At 58.0% G+C, this 19,505-nt stretch carries 15 protein-coding genes; 7 read left to right on the top strand and 8 right to left on the bottom strand.

The features are described from left to right. Window positions 1-6: 6 nt before the first annotated feature. On the bottom strand, window positions 7-1,119 hold the full coding sequence (gene pabB / locus M2Q46_RS10255) for an aminodeoxychorismate synthase component I (protein WP_302357190.1): 1,113 nt from the start codon (window positions 1,117-1,119) through the stop codon (window positions 7-9). Continuing rightward, a complete protein-coding gene (gene uvrA, locus M2Q46_RS10250; protein ID WP_302357189.1) occupies window positions 1,092-6,794 on the bottom strand; it encodes an excinuclease ABC subunit UvrA in 5,703 nt (1,900 codons plus the stop codon). The genes pabB and uvrA overlap by 28 nt, the downstream gene beginning before the upstream one ends. 225 nt (window positions 6,795-7,019) lie before the next feature. Here uvrA and M2Q46_RS10245 point away from each other — a divergent pair, with 225 nt between their 5' ends. After that, complete coding sequence (locus M2Q46_RS10245; RefSeq protein ID WP_003803595.1) at window positions 7,020-7,148, top strand: hypothetical protein; 129 nt, start codon at window positions 7,020-7,022, stop codon at window positions 7,146-7,148. Between the two features lie 251 nt (window positions 7,149-7,399). Then, window positions 7,400-8,323, top strand: coding sequence for a glycosyltransferase family A protein (locus M2Q46_RS10240; RefSeq protein ID WP_035271108.1), 924 nt, complete (start codon window positions 7,400-7,402; stop codon window positions 8,321-8,323). Between the two features lie 6 nt (window positions 8,324-8,329). On the opposite strand, the gene M2Q46_RS10235 is transcribed toward M2Q46_RS10240, so the two are convergent. Continuing rightward, entirely contained in the window at window positions 8,330-8,830 is a 501-nt protein-coding gene (locus tag M2Q46_RS10235; protein WP_088451053.1) for a hypothetical protein, read from the bottom strand. Between the two features lie 162 nt (window positions 8,831-8,992). Between M2Q46_RS10235 and ettA the strand changes: the two genes are divergently transcribed. From ettA to M2Q46_RS10220, 3 genes are all read left to right on the top strand, one after another. After that, window positions 8,993-10,666 (top strand): energy-dependent translational throttle protein EttA, encoded by a 1,674-nt coding sequence (gene ettA / locus M2Q46_RS10230; RefSeq protein WP_009455087.1) that lies wholly within the window; start codon window positions 8,993-8,995, stop codon window positions 10,664-10,666. A gap of 10 nt (window positions 10,667-10,676) precedes the next feature. Then, on the top strand, window positions 10,677-11,213 hold the full coding sequence (locus tag M2Q46_RS10225; RefSeq protein WP_009455085.1) for an isochorismatase family protein: 537 nt from the start codon (window positions 10,677-10,679) through the stop codon (window positions 11,211-11,213). 125 nt (window positions 11,214-11,338) lie between these two features. Further along, window positions 11,339-11,566, top strand: coding sequence for a glycine zipper 2TM domain-containing protein (locus M2Q46_RS10220; protein WP_035271107.1), 228 nt, complete (start codon window positions 11,339-11,341; stop codon window positions 11,564-11,566). Between the two features lie 122 nt (window positions 11,567-11,688). Here the strand turns inward: M2Q46_RS10220 and M2Q46_RS10215 are convergent, their stop codons facing one another. The 5 genes from M2Q46_RS10215 to M2Q46_RS10195 form a co-directional block, all read right to left on the bottom strand. Continuing rightward, window positions 11,689-12,837 (bottom strand): aromatic ring-hydroxylating dioxygenase subunit alpha, encoded by a 1,149-nt coding sequence (locus M2Q46_RS10215; protein WP_302357187.1) that lies wholly within the window; start codon window positions 12,835-12,837, stop codon window positions 11,689-11,691. 257 nt (window positions 12,838-13,094) lie between these two features. Further along, a complete protein-coding gene (gene minE, locus M2Q46_RS10210; protein ID WP_009455079.1) occupies window positions 13,095-13,373 on the bottom strand; it encodes a cell division topological specificity factor MinE in 279 nt (92 codons plus the stop codon). 1 nt (window position 13,374) lies between these two features. Further along, the gene (gene minD / locus M2Q46_RS10205; RefSeq protein ID WP_009455077.1) at window positions 13,375-14,190 is read right to left on the bottom strand and encodes a septum site-determining protein MinD; all 816 of its coding nucleotides are present in this window, start codon (window positions 14,188-14,190) and stop codon (window positions 13,375-13,377) included. A gap of 223 nt (window positions 14,191-14,413) precedes the next feature. Further along, window positions 14,414-15,184 carry a septum site-determining protein MinC gene (gene minC / locus M2Q46_RS10200; protein ID WP_026485162.1) on the bottom strand — a complete coding sequence of 257 codons (771 nt, stop codon included), beginning with the start codon at window positions 15,182-15,184 and terminating at the stop codon, window positions 14,414-14,416. A 10-nt stretch (window positions 15,185-15,194) separates the two neighbouring features. Continuing rightward, complete coding sequence (locus tag M2Q46_RS10195) at window positions 15,195-16,952, bottom strand: glutamine--tRNA ligase/YqeY domain fusion protein (RefSeq protein WP_035271102.1); 1,758 nt, start codon at window positions 16,950-16,952, stop codon at window positions 15,195-15,197. Between the two features lie 161 nt (window positions 16,953-17,113). Here M2Q46_RS10195 and M2Q46_RS10190 point away from each other — a divergent pair, with 161 nt between their 5' ends. Together M2Q46_RS10190 and M2Q46_RS10185 are read left to right on the top strand one after the other, a co-directional pair. Next, window positions 17,114-18,454 (top strand): cytochrome ubiquinol oxidase subunit I, encoded by a 1,341-nt coding sequence (locus tag M2Q46_RS10190; protein ID WP_302357186.1) that lies wholly within the window; start codon window positions 17,114-17,116, stop codon window positions 18,452-18,454. Next, entirely contained in the window at window positions 18,451-19,500 is a 1,050-nt protein-coding gene (locus M2Q46_RS10185) for a cytochrome d ubiquinol oxidase subunit II (RefSeq protein ID WP_009455069.1), read from the top strand. The genes M2Q46_RS10190 and M2Q46_RS10185 overlap by 4 nt, the downstream gene beginning before the upstream one ends. Window positions 19,501-19,505: the final 5 nt, after the last annotated feature.

The raw sequence follows: 19,505 nt of genomic DNA, 5'->3' as shown, positions 1-19,505 counted from the left end.
CTGCCTTTAAGTCAGTGTTACAGGGGCCTGCAATACGCGTGCTTTCCACAAGCACTCCAACCATTCCTGATCCGGGTCCGAATCCAGCACAATGCCACCGCCCACGCCAAACCTTCCTTGGCCGTGATTGTCCAGTTCCAGACTGCGGATGCTGACATTCAGGGACAAATCGCCCTGGGGGCTGAGATAACCCACCGAGCCGCAGTAAATACCGCGCCGCTGCGTCTCCAGCTGGCGTATGCATTGCATGGCAGCCAGCTTGGGGGCGCCGGTAATCGAACCACAGGGGAACAGGGCGCGTAGCAGGGTCTGCAGGCTGCAGTCCGGGTCTACCTCGGCCTGGATGCTGGAAGTCATGGTCCAGACCGAGGCATATTGCTCTACATCGAACAGGCTGGTGGTTTGTACGGTGCCGGTGCGGGCTACCTGGCCCAGATCGTTGCGCAGCAAATCCACAATCATCAGGTTTTCAGCTCGGTCTTTCAGGCTGCTTTGCAGCTCCTGGGCATTGTTCTGATCTTGAACAGGGTCGGTATCGCGCGGGCGTGTGCCTTTCATGGGGCGGGTTCGCACGGTGCTGCCTCGTTTTTCCAGAAACAGTTCAGGCGAAAGCGACAGGATATGACGATCACCCAAATCCAGATACGCAGCGTAGGCTACCGGGTGACGGCTGGCCAGTGCGGTATAGAGATCACGCGGTGCCATGCCGGTTTGAATACTTAGCGGCATGGTGTAGTTGATCTGGTAAAAATCCCCGGCTTGCAAGCCTTGCTGAACCTGGGCCAGAGCATCCCGGTAGTCTTGCTGACTGATTTGCAGGCTGACCTTCAATTCGGGCTTTGCCTGACTATCCCATAAAGCCACTTCCTGAGCCTGCTCAAACACCAGCGCATTCAGGGGCGCATGGGGCGCTGCATCACGCGCAGACAGACGGGGTTCGAACAGCTCGGCCAGTTCGTAGTCCAGTGCCAGTGCCACCCAGTGACCAGCCTGTCGAGCCTGTTCGATTTTTTCAAAAGCAGTACTTAAGTCTTCAGGGCTACGAGCCTGGATATGGCCCAGGTAGCCCTGCATTTCCAGCGCATAGCCTTTTAGTCTGTCTTCAAATCGGCCATACATGCGCCGTGTTCCTTTAAAAATTCCGCCAGGGCCATGCCGGTATGCGAGGCATGGTTGGCTTGTACTTGATCCGGCGTGCCTTGCACCACCAGCCTGCCGCCGCCCGAGCCGCCTTCGGGGCCCAGATCGACAATCCAGTCTGCTTCGGCAATCAAATCCAGATTATGTTCAATCACCAGCACGGTATGGCCGGCATCGACCAGTCGGTGCAGCACCACAATCAGCTTTTCCACATCCGCCATGGACAGGCCTACGCTGGGTTCGTCCAGCACGTACAGGGTGTGCGGAGCCTTGTAGGCGCGGCCTGTGCGAGTCAGACCTTCGTCCAGACGAGCCTTGACCAGTTCGCTGACCAGCTTGACGCGCTGCGCCTCGCCACCGGACAGGGTGGGGGAGGGTTGGCCCAGGGTCAGATAACCCAGGCCTACGCTTTGCATCAGCTGCAGGGGGCGCAATATTTTAGGATGTGCGGCAAAGTATTCAACCGCCTCATCCACATCCATTTGCAAAAGCTGACCGGCGGAGACGTCGCGCCAGGTCACCGCCAGTGTTTCGGGATTGAAGCGCTGGCCGTGGCAGGCGTCACAAGGCACCTTCACGTCCGGCAGGAAGCTCATTTCCAGGGTGCGCATGCCTTGGCCTTCGCACAAGGGGCAACGGCCATCGCCGGTATTGAAGGAGAAGCGTGAGGCGCTCCAGCCGCGCAGGCGGGCATCGTTGGTGTTGGCAAACAGTTTGCGCACCTCGTCCCAGAAGCCGATATAGGTGGCCGGGCAGGAGCGGGGTGTCTTGCCAATGGGGGTTTGGTCCACTTCCAGCACGCGGTCCAGGCTTTCCCAGCCGCTGATGCTGGAACAACCCTGCCACACCGGTTTTTCTTTGCTGCCGACAACACGTTGCAAGTTATCCAGCAGCACATCGCGGGCAAAGGTGGATTTGCCGGAACCTGACACGCCCGTCACCAGACTGAGCTTGCCCAGCGGAATACCGGCCTGGACCTTGTTCAGGTTATGCAGGCTGGCATCGTGCACCGTCAGCATGGGTGCATCGGCCTGGACTGGACGGCGTGCCTGCATGGGGTGCTTGAGCGGCTCGCGCAGATAGCGGCCAGTCAGCGAATTGGGGTTGGCCTCGATTTCTGCCAGTGTGCCCTGCGCGATGACTTCACCGCCCCGTTTTCCCGCACCGGGGCCCATATCAATAATGTGCTGGGCACGGCGTATGGTGTCTTCATCGTGCTCGACAACCACCAGCGTATTGCCGTTGCCTTCCAGACGCGCCATGGCGTTCAGCAGAATCTGGTTGTCGCGCGGGTGCAGACCGATCGTGGGTTCATCCAGCACATAGCACACGCCCTGCAGGTTTGAGCCTAACTGGGCCGCCAGACGGATACGCTGGGCTTCCCCACCGGACAAGGTGGGGGCGGCACGATCCAGCGCCAGATATCCCAGGCCCACTTCGTGCATGAAGTCCAGACGGCTGCGGATTTCGTTCAGAATGTCGCGCGCAATATCGGCCTCGCGGCCACTCATGTTCAGGCTGCCAAAAAAGGTCTGCGCTTCATCCACGGGCAAACCGGCCAGCTTGGCAATGGATTGGTCGCGCCATTCAAAAGCCAGAGAGACCGGGTTCAAACGTTGGCCGTGACAGCTTGGGCATTCCACGGCTTCGCCTTCGTAGCCGTTGTTCCAGCTGTTTTCCTCGCCCGTTTGTTCCTGGTCGAAGCCGGTCAGCTTCAAGCCCGTACCAAAGCAGTCCTTGCACCAGCCGTGCTTGGAGTTGTAGGAGAACATGCGTGGGTCCGGCTCGGGGAAGCTGGTGCCGCAGCACGGGCAAGCCCGCTTGACGGAGAAGTGTTGCTGGCTGGCCGTGGACAGCGGTTGACCTTGTCGGCGTTGCTCCAGCGACATGGAACCCGATGGCGTCAGGGGAGCCAGGACACTGAAGGAGCCGTGACCCAGCTCCAGCGCCTCGCGTATGGCTTGGCGCAGTTGCAGTTCGTGGCGAGGGTCAATAATCAGGTCGGCCACCGGCAGTTCCAGCGTGTGTTCGCTGTAACGGTCCAGGCGCGGCCAAGGGTTGACGGGGATGAACTCGCCATCCACGCGCAAATGGGTATAGCCCTTGCCCTGCGCCCATTTGGCCAGGTCGGTGTAGTAGCCCTTGCGAGCGGTGACCAGGGGAGCCAGCAAACCAATATGCTCACCCTTATGATCACGCAGCAATTGCGCGGCGATTTGCTCGGCCGTTTGCGGGGCCACAGGCACATGGCAGTCCGGGCAGTATTGGGTGGCCAGCTTCACATACAGCAAGCGCAGGAAATGGTGGATTTCCGTCATGGTGGCCACGGTGGATTTGCGCCCCCCACGGCTGGTGCGCTGCTCAATGGCAACGGTAGGTGGAATACCGTAGATTGCGTCCACATCGGGCTGACCGGCGGGCTGCACAATCGCGCGGGCGTAGGCGTTCAGGGATTCCAGGTAGCGGCGTTGACCTTCGTTAAACAGAATGTCGAAGGCCAGGGTGGATTTGCCCGAACCGGAGACACCCGTCACGACGGTGAAGGTGTTGTGCGGAATGTGCACCGAGATGTTCTTCAGGTTGTGTTCGCGTGCATTCAGGATGGCGATCTGGCCATCGTTGCTGCCGCCCGAGCTGGCCTTGTAATCTACCTCGGGTTCCTGGAACAGGGCCGAGCCTTTACCCAGAATGGCTTGTTCGTATTCTTTCAGGGCATGGCCGGTGTGCGATTGCTCCAGCGCCATGATGTCGCCAGGCGTACCCGTGCCCAGCAATTGGCCGCCATGTTCGCCGCCTTCGGGGCCCAGATCAATAATCCAGTCTGCCGCGCGGATCAGGTCCAGATTGTGCTCAATAATCAGCAGGCTGTGACCAGCGGCCAGCAGCTTGCGGAAGGCGCGCATCAGGCGGGCAATATCGTCAAAGTGCAGGCCGGTGGTGGGCTCGTCGAACAGGAACAGATTGCCTTTCTTGGCGACCTTCACCTGGCTTAGACGGGTGCGCGAAGCCTGGGCCAGATAAGCCGCCAGTTTCAAGCGTTGTGCCTCACCGCCCGAGAGCGTAGGCACAGGTTGGCCCAGTTTCAGGTAATCCAGGCCCACATCGGCCAGGGGTGCCAGGCCGGTTTGCACATCGCGCAGGCCTTCAAAGAACTCCATGGCCTGATGCACGGTCATGTCCAGCACCTCGTCAATCGAGGCGCTGCGACCAAAGTGTTCGATACGCACTTCCAGCACTTCGGGGCGGAAGCGCTTGCCATCGCAATCCGGGCAGCGCAGATACACGTCCGACAGGAACTGCATTTCGATATGCTCAAAGCCCGTACCGCCGCAAGTCGGGCAGCGGCCATCGCCACTATTGAAGCTGAAGGTGCCGGGCGTGTAACTGCGTTCTTTGGACAGCGGGGCCTGGGCAAACAGCTTGCGGATAGGGTCAAAGGCACCGACATAACTGGCCGGGTTGGAGCGGGCCGTTTTGCCGATAGGCGTCTGGTCCACCATCACTACTTCGGCAATTTGCTCGGCGCCCAGCAAGGCACCGTAAGGGCCAGGGGCTTCCGTTGGTTTGCCTTGTTGTTTCAGGATGGCCGGGTAGAGCACGTCCTGAATCAGCGTGGATTTACCCGAGCCGGAGACGCCCGTTACGCAGACCAGACGGCCCAGCGGAATGGACACGGAGATATGACGCAGATTGTGTGCGCTTACGTCTTCCAGCAGCAGGCGCGGGGTGTTGTCGGCCACAGGCATGGGGCGGGGCGATTCGATGCTCAGCTCGCCACTCAGGTAGCGGCCTGTCAGCGTTTCTGCACCGCGCAAGGCTTGGGGCGAACCATCAAACAGAATCTGACCGCCACGCTCGCCAGGGCCGGGGCCCATGTCCAGAATACGGTCGGCGGCCACCATCACTTGCGGGTCGTGCTCGACCACCACCAGGGTGTTGCCATTGCCGCGCAGACGATGCATTACTTCAATAATGCGGTGCATATCGCGTGGGTGCAGGCCAATCGAGGGCTCGTCCAGCACGAACAGGGTGTTTACCAGCGAGGTGCCCAGTGCCGTGGTCAGGTTGATACGCTGCACTTCACCGCCAGACAGGGTGCGGCTTTGGCGGTCCAGCGACAAATAGGACAGGCCCACATCGCACAGATAATCCAGGCGGGACAGGGTTTCTTTCAAGAGCAGATCAATGGCCGCATCGCGTGCATCGCCAAAGTGCAGGCCACGGAAAAATGTGCGTACGTGCTCGATAGGCAAACGCATCAGGTCCGGGACGCTCAGGCCGGGCATGGCATCCAGTTGCTCGCGCAGCCAGTTTGAATGCACGGGCATGAAACGTGGGTAGCGGGAATCGGCGGGGGCCGCCTGATCGCCCACACGCCACAAGCTGGCTTCGGGTTTCAGACGCGAGCCGGCGCAGGCCGGGCAGGTGTTGTAGCTGCGGTATTTAGACAGCAGCACACGCACGTGCATCTTGTAGGCGCGCGACTCCAGCCAGTCGAAAAAGCGCTGTGCACCGTACCACTGGGTTTTCCAGGCCTGATTACCGCCTTTCCAGTCCGGGGTGCCGTTAATCACCCAGTCGCGCTCTTCCTGGCTCAAGTCCTTCCAGGGCACGCTCAGGCGTACACCGGCTGCCGGAGCGTAGCGCTCCATCTCGACCTGACATTCTTTGTAGCTGGCTGTCTGCCAAGGGCGGATCGCACCTTCAAGCAGGCTTTTGCTGGGATCGGGAACGACCAGGCCGTAATCAATACCCATCACGCGGCCAAAGCCACGGCAGGATTCACACGCGCCCAGGGGCGAGTTGAAGGAGAAGGTGCTGGCAACCGGCGTGCTGTATTCAATATCGCACTGGGCACAGTGCAGACCCTGGCTGAAACGCCAGGCGGTTTCCGGGCCATCGGCACTGGCCGAAGCATACACCGTCAACTTGCCTTGTCCGTGGCGCAAGGCCGCTTCGATCGCTTCCATGAAACGTTCCGGCTCTACCGTGCTGGCACGGAAGCGGTCCTGAATCACATAGAGAAGCTTTTGCTCCGTGGGGGCGGCTTTGCTGCTTTTGCCCTTTTTCGTGCTGCTGCTGGCCGTGACGGTCTGTGTTTCCTCGTGGTGCAGGCGGGTGTAGCCCTGCTGATGCAGCAAGGTTTCAATTTCTTGCTGCGTGAAGTTGGCCGGAACCTTGACGGCAAAGGTCAGAACCAGGCGTGGGTCATCGTGGTCCTCTGCCAGCTTGCGAATCTGCTTGGCGATGCTGTCGGCATTGTCGCGGCGCACAGGCTGGGCGCACTGGCGGCAATACAACTCGCCCAAGCGGGCGTACAGCAGCTTGATGTAATCGTTCAGCTCCGTCATGGTACCCACGGTACTGCGCGAGTTGCGCACCGGGTTCACCTGGTCAATGGCAATGGCGGGCAGAATGCCTTCAATGCGATCGACCTGGGGCTTGTCCATGCGGTCCAGGAACTGGCGCGCATAAGGGGAGAAGGTTTCTACATAGCGTCGTTGGCCTTCTGCATACAGAGTGTCAAAGGCCAGCGAACTTTTGCCTGAGCCGGAAACGCCGGTAATAACCAATAACTCGCCCGTTTTGATACGTACATTCAGGTTTTTCAGAGTGTTCTGGCGGGCGCCAAAAATGCGAATTTCTGAGCTCATGGCAAGGTCGGCTTTTTGGAGAGGGCAGAGTAGGGAAGCGGCAGCGAAAAGGCCTGTCAAACAGGCCCCATGCGCCAGTGAGAGCGGTACACGCCAGCAAGGTGTTGCCAGGGATGCACACTCTAGCCTTTGTATCTTAACGCGGATTACGGTAGAATTTCTGGTTAGCTATTGCGCTTTTGTCGGGATCATCCGGCAGGGCTTACATTAAGATCGGAGATCACCATGGCGGAAATCAAACGCACTCGCCGCAACACGCTGGAGCGTCGTTGCCTGGGTAAAGCATTCAAACGTCTGTTTGTGCGCGCACCCAAGGGCGTTTTCAAAATGCTGGAAAAGGTCAAGCGCGTCTAAGTGCCTGGCTTGAGCGGTGTACAAGCAGAAACCTGATTTTTCAGCTTGAAATCACACCCAGCAGCAAAAAAACCACAGGCAAGCCTGTGGTTTTTTTGTGCGCGTTTGATTTTGCTTCGGGTTTGTCTGGAGCCCTGCAGATAGTGCGCTGCACAGCGCCGTGCTTGCTTTATGATGATGTCATTCTGATGCAGATGTAAGTAGCTGCCCGTAACAATAATCAAAACAGTGGTTTATGGGGACACCCGCGTATGGAATGGCGCCATTTGTTCACCGTCCTGACACCTAGCTATAACCGCGCTCACACCTTGGAGCGCGTTTATCGTTCCTTGTGCGAGCAAACCTGTCAGGACTTTGAGTGGGTGGTCATTGACGATGGTTCCACAGACGGGACACGGGAACTGGTGCAAGGCTGGCAACAGCAAGCCTCCTTTCCGATTCATTATGCCTGGCAGGAAAATCGTCACAAGAAGGCGGCGTTCAATCACGGCGTGGCTCTGGCCCAAGGTGAACTGGTCGTTGCTTTGGACAGTGATGACACCCTGCTGGTGAATGCGCTCTACGATATGGCGCAGATCTGGGCCGACATCCCTGTATCAGAGCGAGCAGCTTATGCAGGCATTACGGGTCTGTGTGTGCGACCGGATGGCAAGGTCGTCGGGGATATGTTTCCCCAGGATATTTTTGATGCCAGCTCTTTGGACATGAGTTTTCGCTACCACGTGCGGGGCGAGAAGTTCGGCTGTTTGAGTACCGCCGTACTGCGCAAGTTTCCCTTTCCCGATCAGATCGACGGCTTTGTGCCTGAAAGCCTGGTGTGGCGGGCGATTGCCCGTGCGGGCTACAAGAACCGATTTGTGAACACCGTATTCCGTGTCTACCACGACAGCCCGGACTCCTTGTCGGTGCAAGGCAAAACCAGCCAGCAACATGCACTGGGCTTGTGGCTGCTGGCGCAGGATACGGTGGTGAAGTGTCTGCCCTGGTTCCGCTACGAACCCAAGGCGTTCTTGATGGCTGCTGCGCGTTACACCCGCTTTGGGCTGCACCTGCGTGCCAGTGGGCGCAAGCCACCAGCAGGTTATGGCTTGAAAGGCCTGGCGTCTTATCTGCTGGTGGGTTTGATGTGGCCGGTGGGTGTCGCTTTATATCTGCGGGACAAGCGACGGGCCTGAACGCGATTAGTGCAGGGTGTGGCCGTGCGCGCCCGGTTCCGGGCTGTCATCATCGTCGTCCTCGTCGTCTTCATCCGTCTCATCCTCGACGGCGAAGGCATCTTCGCTCAGGGCGAAGGGCAGCAATTCTTCCAGGGTCTCGGTCCAGGCGACTTCCTCGCCTTCTTCGTCCACTTTGATAAAGCGCACAGGCTCGGCATCACTTAACTGGATGGCCCACAGGTAACGGCAGGCGTAGACCGCCGTGTCCTTGGGGTCCAAGCCGCCGCGGTTGCCCACGATGCGGGCCTGTTCGCCGCCTACCTGCACAATCGTGAATTCGCTTTCGTCTTCATTCTTGTCCAGGGGCATGGCAAAGATGACCCATTCAAAGCCGGTTTCTTCCGCTCCCACGATCTCGGCCAGGACGGCACGACCCAGGTAGGCACTCAGCGCATCGGCGGTGCGGCCCAGGGTTTCGATCTCTTCGGTGGTAAATACAAGTTCAGGGGCGTCAGGTGTGGGCATGGCGTTTTTGGATTGTCAGCAAAAGTGAGTATATTACCTGAGACAGGCCTGCACTCAGGCCGGGTGTTTTGTTCTGAACCTGACAGAAGCGCACCTTTCGGGCGCCAAACGCCTACAATCCCAGTTTTCCGAACACGACCTGTTTTTCCTTTTTAGGTTTATATGGCTCAATACGTTTATTCGATGAACCGCGTGGGCAAGATTGTGCCGCCCAAGCGGCAGATTCTGCGCAATATCTCCTTGTCTTTTTTTCCAGGTGCCAAGATTGGTGTGCTGGGCCTGAACGGCTCGGGTAAATCCACCTTGCTCAAGATCATGGCCGGGGTAGATACCGAGATCGAGGGCGAAGCCGTCCCCATGGCGGGGATCAAGATCGGTTACCTGCCACAAGAACCTCAGCTGAACCCCGAACACAGCGTGCGCGAAGCCGTGCAGGCCGGTTTGGGTCAGGTGTTCGAGGCGCGTCAGCGTCTGGAACAGGTCTACGCCGAATACGCCGAGCCCGACGCAGATTTTGACGCTCTGGCCGCCGAACAGGCCGAACTGGAATCCATTATTGCCGCCGCCGCGACCAGTGGTGCGGACGACATCGAAACCCAAATGGAAATCGCGGCCGATGCGCTGCGTCTGCCACCTTGGGATGCCTCCATTGCAAACCTGTCCGGTGGTGAAAAGCGCCGCGTGGCCCTGTGCCAGTTGCTGCTGTCCAAGCCTGATATGTTGCTGCTGGATGAGCCCACCAACCACCTGGACGCGGAAAGTGTGGATTGGCTGGAAGTGTTCCTGCGCCAGTTCCCCGGCACTGTAGTAGCAGTCACTCACGACCGTTACTTTCTGGACAACGCCGCCGAGTGGATTCTGGAACTGGACCGTGGCCACGGTATTCCCTGGAAGGGCAACTACAGCTCCTGGCTGGAGCAGAAAGACGACCGTCTGAAGCAGGAAGAGGCGTCGGAAAGTGCTCGTCAGCGCACCATCAAGAAAGAGCTGGAGTGGGTGCGCCAGAACCCCAAGGGACGTCAGGCCAAAGCCAAGGCCCGTCTGGCCCGTTTCGAGGAACTGTCCTCGCACGAATACCAGAAGCGCAACGAGACCCAGGAAATCTTCATTCCTGTGGCCGAACGTCTGGGTAATGAAGTTATTGAATTTGAAAACGTCAGCAAGGGCTATGGCGATCGTCTGCTGATCGACAACTTGAGCTTCAAGGTGCCAGCTGGTGCCATCGTCGGGATTATTGGTCCTAACGGTGCCGGTAAGTCCACCTTGTTCCGCATGCTGGCCGGTAAAGAACAGCCTGATTCCGGTACGGTCAAACTGGGCCAAACCGTCAAGCTGGCTTATGTGGACCAGTCGCGCGATGCCCTGGCTAATGAAAAGACCGTCTTTGACGCGATTGCCGATGGCGCAGACCTGCTGACCGTGGGCCGCTTTGAAATGCCATCGCGTGCATACCTGGGCCGCTTCAACTTCAAGGGCGCGGATCAGAACAAGATCGTGGGCAATCTGTCTGGCGGGGAGCGTGGTCGTCTGCACCTGGCCAAGACCCTGATCGCCGGCGGCAACGTCTTGCTGCTGGACGAACCATCCAACGACCTGGACGTGGAAACCCTGCGTGCCCTGGAAGATGCCCTGCTGGAGTTTGCCGGCTCGGTCATGGTGATCAGTCACGATCGCTGGTTCCTGGACCGTATCGCCACCCACATACTGGCTTTTGAGGGTGATTCGCAGGTCGTATTCTTTGATGGCAACTATCAGGAATACGAAGCAGACAAGAAGAAACGTCTGGGCGAAGATGCTGCCAAACCTCGTCGTATCCGCTACAAGTCCCTGAAATAAGGAAAGTGCCATGCCTGTGCTCAATGCTCACCAGTCTTTCGTCCTGATTGTGGATATGCAAACGGGGCTCCTGCCCGCCATTGCAGACCACCAAGCCTTGGTCGAACGGGCCGGGAAGCTGGCACAGGCGGCGCGTCTTTTAGGGGTGCCGGTGCTGGCAACCGAGCATTGGGCCGAGAAAATCGGCCCAACCGATGCTTCTTTGTTGCCACATATTGATAAAGTGCTGCATAAAACCCACTTCGATGCCACGCGCGAAGCCGATTTTTTGCCTGCCTTGCCGGTAGGGCGCACACGAGTCTTGTTACTGGGTACAGAGTCTCACGTGTGTGTGTTACAAACTGGCCTGGGTTTGATGGAGCGCGGTTATGAACCTGTGCTGGTCGGGGACTGCGTAGGCTCGCGCCATCCCGAGTCCCGACAAGCCGCCTGGGATCGCTGGGCGATGCATGGATTGGAGCGCGTTAGCGCCGAAATGGCCATGTTTGAATGGCTGGAAACGCCGGCTAACCCTGTATTCAAGCAGGTTCTGGCTTTGATCAAATAAACTGAACAAAAGCTGAATTACATCTGTTGCGTTGCCTAACAATAGGGTCTGGACTAATTGGCTCCGTAGGGTGAAGATAGACTTTAATGCCGTGTTAAGCACGGATACTTCACGGAGGTTTACGGATGAAAATGACGACTATCACTAAAGTGGGTATGGCCACGGTTCTGGCCGTCGTGATGGCGGGCTGCTCTTCCTGGGATGGTATGAGCAAACGTCAAAAGGGTGCCGTAACCGGCGCGGGTCTGGGTGGTGTTGCCGGTGCAGTGATTACTGACGGCGGCATTCTGGGTACGGTCGGTGGCGCAGCGATTGGTGGCGTGATCGGCGATCAGATCGGCAAGAACCGCTAAATTCAAATTCTCTGATTGAGCTGAAACGCTCATCGGATTAAAAGCCTCAAAGCCTGGGAGATCCCTCCCGGCTTTGAGGCTTTTTTCTTGCTTAGGGCAGTAAGCAGGCTTGCGGTGATGTCTTACGGGTGGTGCCGCTCGTCCATCATGGAGCGATACCATTCGTGAAAGTGCTTCATGCCGTCTTCCAGCGGTGACTGGTAGGGGCCTACCTCGCAGACCCCACGCTCCATCAAGGCGCGGCGGCCGGCATCCATACGTTCGGCAATCTCATCATCTTCTATGGCCGTTTCCATATAGGCGGCGCGTTGTGCTTGCACAAAGTCACGCTCGAAGGCCACGATGTCTTCCGGGTAGTAGAACTCCACCACATTCATGGTTTCCTGCGGCCCCTTGGGGTACAGCGTAGAGAGCACCAGCACATGCGGATAGATCTCGATCATGTGGGTGGGGAAGTAGGTTACCCAGACGGCACCGAAATCCGGTGCTTCGCCCTGGCGGTAGGCCAGCAGATTGTCATGCCATTGGCGATAGGTAGGTGAGCCTGGATTAGCCAGGGCCTGATGCACGCCGACTCGTTGCAGGCTATACCAGTCGCTGAACTCCCACTCCAGGTCATCACAGGTCACGAACTGACCCAGACCGGGGTGGAAGGGGGCGACGTGATAGTCCTCCAGATAGACCTCGATAAAGGTCTTCCAGTTGTAGTTGCACTGGTGGATTTCGACGTGATCCAGCACATAGTCCTGAAAGTCGAATTCAGGTCGGCTGAACAAGGCGGCCATATCCTGGGCTGGATCGCGCGGGCCTTCAAACAGCAGGCCATGGCAATCTTGCAAGGGGTAGCGTTCCAGGTTCAGACAGGGTTTGTCCTTGAAACGGGGAGCCGCCAGCAAGTCGCCTTGCGCGTTATAGGTCCAGTTGTGCAGGGGGCAGACAATATTGCCGCCTGTGCTGCTCAGGGAGCCGTGGTTGGCCTGATTGGGCTGGCCGGGCATGCCACCAAGCATCAGGGCCTGGCGATGCCTGCAGACGTTCGAGAGCAGTTCTACGCCGTGTTGGCTGCGTATCAGAGTACGGGCAGCGTTTTCCTGGATCAAGGTGCGCCAGTCGCCGGGTTCGGGAACAAGTTTTTCATTGCCAACGTACAAGGCCGACTGCTGAAAAATACGCTCTTGTTCGCGCTCGAACAGAGCGTGGTCGAAATAGGCGCTAACAGGAAGCTGGGGGTGAGCGGGCACAAGACGTGCCATCTGACCGAGCTCGGTCATGATTCCCTCCGCATGGGTCAATAAGCCAGGCCTCAGGGGGCATCGATGGCACTACTTGCCATCTCTGGCGCGAAGAAAAATCGGAACGGGCCGATTACCAAGGGAAAATTGTACCTGATCTATTAGCCGCCTAGCCGCATTGCGCTGCTCGTTGCAGGTGTTTTGCGGCTTGCTTTTGGTATAGGCAGCAGCCATGAAAATGGCCATCCGCAAGGGATGGCCATTTCAAGCAGCAAAGTTTTTCTGTCAGCGACGCTTTACTTGTTTTCCAGCGTGCTGGCATCAATTTGCGGCATTTCGATTTTGACTTCCAGCACTTCCAGCGAGTCCTGGCGATCAAGGTTCACCTTGATGTCATCGGGATTAATCTTCACGTAGCGCGAGATCACTTCGACCAGCTCTTTCTGCAAGCGGGGCAAGTAGTCCGGGGCAACACCCCCTTGGCCACGTTCGTTAATAAGGATCAGTTGCAGACGGTCCTTGGCAACTGTTGCCGACGTTTTCTTGTGACCGAGCAGGAAGGACAGGAAAGACATATTACTTTCCTCCGAACAGGCGCTTGAACAGACCTGGCTTTTCGTAATCCACAAAACGCAATGGTTTTTCGCCACCCAGGTAACGATCTACGATGTCCTGATAGGCCTGGGACACATCACTTTCCTTGATATGGATAACGGGTACTCCTTGGTTGGATGCTTGCAGCACGGTTTCCGACTCGGGGGTGACACCAATCAGCTTGATGCGCAAGATATCTTCAACGTCTTGCAAGGACAGCATCTCGCCGTCCGACACGCGTTTGGGGCTATAACGGGTCAACAACAAATATTCTTTGATGGGCTCTTTGCCCTGTTCACCACGTCGCGATTTGGCGGCCAGAATGCCCAGGATGCGGTCCGAGTCACGAACTGAGGACACTTCGGGGTTGGTCACAACCAGCGCATCATCTGCGAAGTAGGAGGCCATCAAGGCGCCGGTTTCGATACCTGCGGGCGAGTCGCACACAATGTATTCAAAACCCATGCCCTTGAGCTCTTCCAGTACTTTTTCCACACCTTCGCGGGTCAGCGCGTCTTTGTCACGCGTCTGGGAAGCGGGCAGGATGAACAGATTTTCCAGCTGCTTGTCACGGATCAGGGCCTGGTTCAATGTGGCTTCGCCCTGGATCACGTTGACGAAGTCATACACCACGCGTCGCTCGCAACCCATGATCAAGTCCAGGTTGCGCAAGCCAACGTCAAAGTCGATGACCACGGTCTTGTGACCGCGCATCGCAAGACCAGATGCAAAACTGGCACTGGTGGTGGTTTTGCCCACGCCACCCTTGCCGGAGGTCACTACAACTATACGCGCCATGACAATCGGATTCCTTTGTTTTTCAAGTCACATAATCGTAAAGCATAACGGGCCTAATTTTGACATCCGTTCTGCCACTTAGCCTACTGCTTAGAAACAAAACATATCAATTGCTTTGTTCCGTGTCAGCTTACACGGTTGCGCTTGCACTTGCTTGCTCTCATGCGGGCTCTCAGTGCAAGCCTCTATAAAAAGCGCCGGCAAAAGCCGGCGCCTTGTACTGCTAGGAGCTCAGAGGATCAAATCTGAGCGTATCTTCTTCCAGCGTGACGACAACGGGCTTGTTGCGTAGCTGTGCATCCAGTCGCGTTTCAATAATGCGATACACACCGGCAATGGCAATCAGTTCCGGGTCCAGCTCGGTGGTGAAGATGCGTGCTTTTGCATCGCCACGGGCACCAGCCATGGCCTTGCCGCGCAGCGGACCGTAGACGTGGATATTGCCATCGGCTACCACTTCTGCACCCTGGCTGACCGCCCCGATCACGATCAGATCCGTGTGGCGCGCGTAGATGCGCTGGCCGGAACGCAGCTGACGGTTGATGATGAGCGCAGCCGGAGCAATAGCGGGCGGTGGCGGGGCGACCGCCGCGGGTGCTTCTTGCTGGGCGGCTTGCGACAACACGGGCACTTCCTTGTCCGGTGCGGCCTGGGTTTGGGGGCGGGCTGGCGGATTGGACAACTCCACATGCGGCAAGCCGCTGTCGATGGCGTTATCGGCATGGTCAGGGTGGGCAATGATACCCACCGGGTGCAGCTTGTGCTCACGCAAAGCGGCAACCAGGGTGGCCCAATCCACCGGCGCATCAATAGCGCTGGCATCAATGACGACGGGTTCGTCCTCAAAGAAGGAGCCAGCGTCTTTCATGCGTTGAGACAGAGCGGCTAACTGCTCGGCCGTGTCAGCCGAACGCAGCACCACCCGCACGGCGTACAGCGTGGCGCTTTTGAAATCCAGGGCCTGCGGCCCTTTGGCATGAGTCTGATCGTTCACGTCAATAGCCTTAGACCCAAGTGTCTTTCAGAGTCGTAGTACGGTTAAGAACGGGTTTTTCTGGCGTGGAGTCCACACGGTCCGCCACAAAGTAGCCCAGGCGTTCAAACTGCCAGCGGGCATCGGGCGTAGCCTTGGTGCCGGGTTCCAGCCAACCTTGAATCACGCGCAGCGAGTTCGGGTTGATGTGCTCCAGGAAGTCCTGGTCGGCTGCATCGGGCTGAGGGTGGGCAAAGAGACGGTCGTACAGACGAATCTCGGCGGCAATCGCGTGCTCGGCGCTGATCCAGGTGATATTGCCCTTGACCTTGACCGAGTCCGCACCGGGCGTGCCGCTCTTGGTGTCGGGCAGGTATTCCGCCAAAACCTGGGTGACATTGCCTTGCTCGTCCTTGACGCAGCCGGTGCAACGCACGACATAGCCGTACTTCAGACGCACGGTATTGCCGGGGAACAGGCGGAAGTACTTTTTGGGTGGCTCTTCCTTGAAGTCCTCGCGCTCGATGTACAGGCGACCGGAGAAGGGGAACTCGCGTTGGCCGGCCTCCGGATTGTGTGGGTTGCGCGGTGCGTGACACAGCTCGCTTTGGCCTTCCGGGTAATTGGTAATGATCAGTTCGATCGGGTCCAGAATGGCAACGCTGCGGTCGGCCACCGGGTCCAGATCATCGCGCAGGGCTTGTTCCAGCAGGCTGTAGTCCACGTGTTGGGCTGCCTTGGACACACCCAGGCGGTCGGTGAACAGGCGGATGGCACCGGCGCTGTAACCACGGCGGCGCAAACCGGCCAGGGTAGGCATGCGCGGATCGTCCCAGCCCGATACGTGGTTTTCCTGAACCAGCTGGCGCAACTTGCGCTTGCTGGTGACCACATAGGACAGGTTCAGACGCGAGAACTCGTACTGCTTGGGCAGCGGGTCGGACAACTGCCCCAGTTCGACCAGGCGTTCCAGAATCCAGTTATAGAAGGGACGCTGGTCTTCAAATTCCAGGGTACACAGACTGTGGGTGATGCGCTCGAGCGCGTCTTCCACAGGGTGCGCCCAGCTGTACATGGGGTAGATACACCATTTGTCGCCAGTGCGATGGTGTTCTGCATGGCGGATACGGTACATGACCGGGTCGCGCATATTGATATTGGGCGAGCCCATATCGATCTTGGCGCGCAGGGCCATGCTGCCATCGGGGTGCTTGCCGTCGCGCATTTCGCGCAGCAGCTTGATGGACTCCTGGGCAGGGCGGTCGCGCCAGGGCGAGTTCACGCCTTTTTCAGTCAGGGTGCCACGGTTGGCACGCATTTCTTCGGCGCTTTGCTCGTCAACGTAGGCATGGCCCGCGTTCACCAGGGCTTCGGCGAACTGGTACATATAGTCGAAGTAGTCGCTGGCAAAGTACAGGTTCTCTTCTTTATTGAAGGTCCAGTCAAAGCCCAGCCATTTCACCATGTCGATAATGGCGTCCACGTACTCCTGTTCTTCTTTTTCAGGATTGGTGTCGTCAAAGCGCAGGTGGCAGGCACCTTGGTAGTCGCTGGCCAGTCCGAAGTTCAAACAGATACTTTTAGCGTGCCCAATGTGCAGATAGCCGTTGGGCTCGGGGGGAAAGCGCGTACGGATACGCGCGGCATCAACAGCCGCCCCTTCCTGGGTACTGGCCGGGCCTGGCTGACCGGCCCAGGATTTTTGTGCGTAACGGCCAGCGCTCAGATCCTGGTCGATGATCGTGCGCAGAAAATTAGATACGGGAGCGGGAGTGGTGTCAGAGGTCATACACGTTTGAAATAAAGAAGCCGACAGACTAATCGGCCATTTTGCCACGTTCTTGTTTTAGAGGGGTATTTACCCCATGAACGGGTTCTAAAAAATCAGGGAAGAACTTGGGGTAGTATGGTGGCGTTTGCAGGCCAATTCACCCTACACTAGCGCTCATTATGACGCACTCCGCCCTTTCTCTGTCTCATGCCCAGTTTTTCCTTAGCCTGGGCTTCATGCTGCTGTTTCTGGCCCTGGAGCTGGGACTGGCCTGGGTGTTGCTGTATTTCAAGATCAGAACCTTTGGCAACACAGCGGCGGCCTGGATGGGGGCGTACCGTTTTTGGGTGCGTCTGTTTGCGCTGGCGTTTATTTTAAGCTTTGCGGCGTCCATGCCCGTGCTGCTTCAGTTTGGCAGTGTCTGGCCGGGCCTGATGGAGCAGGTGGGTGATGTTATCGGTCCCATGCTGGCCGCCTCCATGCTGTCCTTGTTCATTTTCAAATCCTGCTTTTTGGGTGTGATGCTGTTTGCCCAGCGCATGCTGTCCAATCTGGTTCATACCGTGGTGGTGCTGATGGTGGCCCTGGGCGTTACCGTCACGGCGTTCTGGCTGGTGGCGATTGTGGCCTGGATGCAGGTGCCAACGGGTGTCGATGTGATTGAAGGCCATTATGTGGTGATGGAATGGCTGGATGTGCTCAGCACGCCCGCCTTGCCCTGGTATGCCGGTCTTTTGTTTGCAGGCAGTTTGCTGACGGTGGCCTTTTTCATGTTGGGTGTAACCTGCGCCCAGACCATGCAAAAGCCGGTTACCGACCAGGAGCGTCTGGCCTTTCGCAGTGCCCTGTTTCTGGGCGGGGTGGCTTGGCTGGCCCTGATCCTCGCCGTGATAGGCAATGGTTTCATGACTGCGGAGCATCAGCCTGCCAAGGCAGCGGCTGCGGCGGCGTACTGGGAAAGCGGCTCGCAGCCTGATTTGATTCTGGTGGCGGCGCCCTCCGCCATGCAGGACAGTGTTCTGGGTGTGCTGCGCTGGTCTCATGCAGGTGGATGCTGGTTGGGTCGTAATGACAGTGGCATTTTGATGGGTCTGGATCAGTTTTCCGACGCCATGCCGCCCGTCACCCTGACCTTCTGGTCCTTCCGTGTAGCCGTGCTGGCAGGAGCCTTGATGCTGTTCCTGCTGCTGTGGGTCTTGTTGCGCACTCGCCGTTATGGCCTGGACCCGCACTCTCTTTCTTATAGAGAACGTCAGCTCATGGTGGTCGCCTCGGTGTTGGGCTGGATCATGTTGCTGGGTGGCGCAGCCTACGTCTTGTTGGGCTTTTTGCCTTATCTGGTCGGTAACGATATTCAGGCCGTGCAAGTGCAAAGCACCGAGAGCGTCTTTACCGTCGGGCTGGGTTTGCTGAGTTACGGCCTGGTCTACATCTTGTGCATGATTGGTTTTTTCCAGAAGTTGCGACATGCCGTTCGTTTTGGTGTGGTACCGATCGCGCGACATCGGGGGCGGGCATGATTGACTCTTTTGCAAATGCGTTGGGCCTGGGCGCCCATGATCCGGCGTTCTGGATGCCGCTGGCGTTTCTGGCCCTGTTCTTTTTGATTATTGTGGCCGGGACGGTTCTGGACGGCTTCGATATTGGCGTGGGCTGTCTGTCCTTGCTGGCACCGGACTCCTTGCGTCCCCGCATGCTGTCATTGCTGAGCCCCTGGCGCGATGCCAACGAGTTCTGGCTGTTTCTTGGCCTGGGTTTGTTTGTCTGCGCTTTCCCCAAAGCCTGGGGGGCGGTGATGGGCGGCCTGTACGGACCGTTATGTGCGCTGGGCGTGGGCGTTTTTGCCCGTTCCGTCTCTTTCGAATTCCGACTGCGCGCGCCGGTAGAGCGTCAGTCCCGCTGGCAAATGGGTTTTGCCCTGGGGTCCTGGTTGACGGCGTTCTCCCATGGTGTGTTGCTGGCGCAGGTCGTAGTGGGCTTTCAGAGCGATGCCGGTTATATCTGGTTCTCTGTCTTCATGGGCTTTTGCGCTATTGCCGCGTACTGCTTGCTAGGTGCTAGTTGGCTCATCATGCGTGAAGCAGGCGAGCTGCGTGCCCGAGCGGTCAATTGGGGCCGTCGTTCGGTACGCTGGTTTGCGGCCGGTGCCGTGGGTGTGTCCGTCGTGTTGGCCTTTGTGAATGCCGGCGTGCTGCTTAAATGGAGCGACGGGCCGTATTGGGGCTTGGTCTTGTTCCTCTGGGCCTTGATTCTCAGCTGCTTTGTGTCGATTGAAATGAGCCTGCAGCGCATGATCAACAGCAGCTATCGCACCACGACCTTGCCCTTTTTGCTGACCCTGTTCGTGATGGTGTCCGTCATGGCCGGGCTGGCGTTCAGCTTCTTCCCCTATCTGATCCTGGACGAGATGACGATCTGGGACGCCGCTGCCGGGGTGCCAGCCCTGAGCCTGATCCTGTCGGCGATTGTGATTACCTTGCCCATCGTGCTGATTTTCAACGTGTGGGTGTACTGGCGCATGTTTGGATTGTCCCGCCCACCTTTGCCGCCCAGCTTTAAAGGCTGACCTTT

Source organism: Alcaligenes sp. YSL9 (assembly GCF_030515105.1).
In the GTDB taxonomy this organism is placed as follows: domain Bacteria; phylum Pseudomonadota; class Gammaproteobacteria; order Burkholderiales; family Burkholderiaceae_B; genus Alcaligenes; species Alcaligenes phenolicus.
This window is presented reverse-complemented; position numbering and strand designations above follow the sequence as displayed.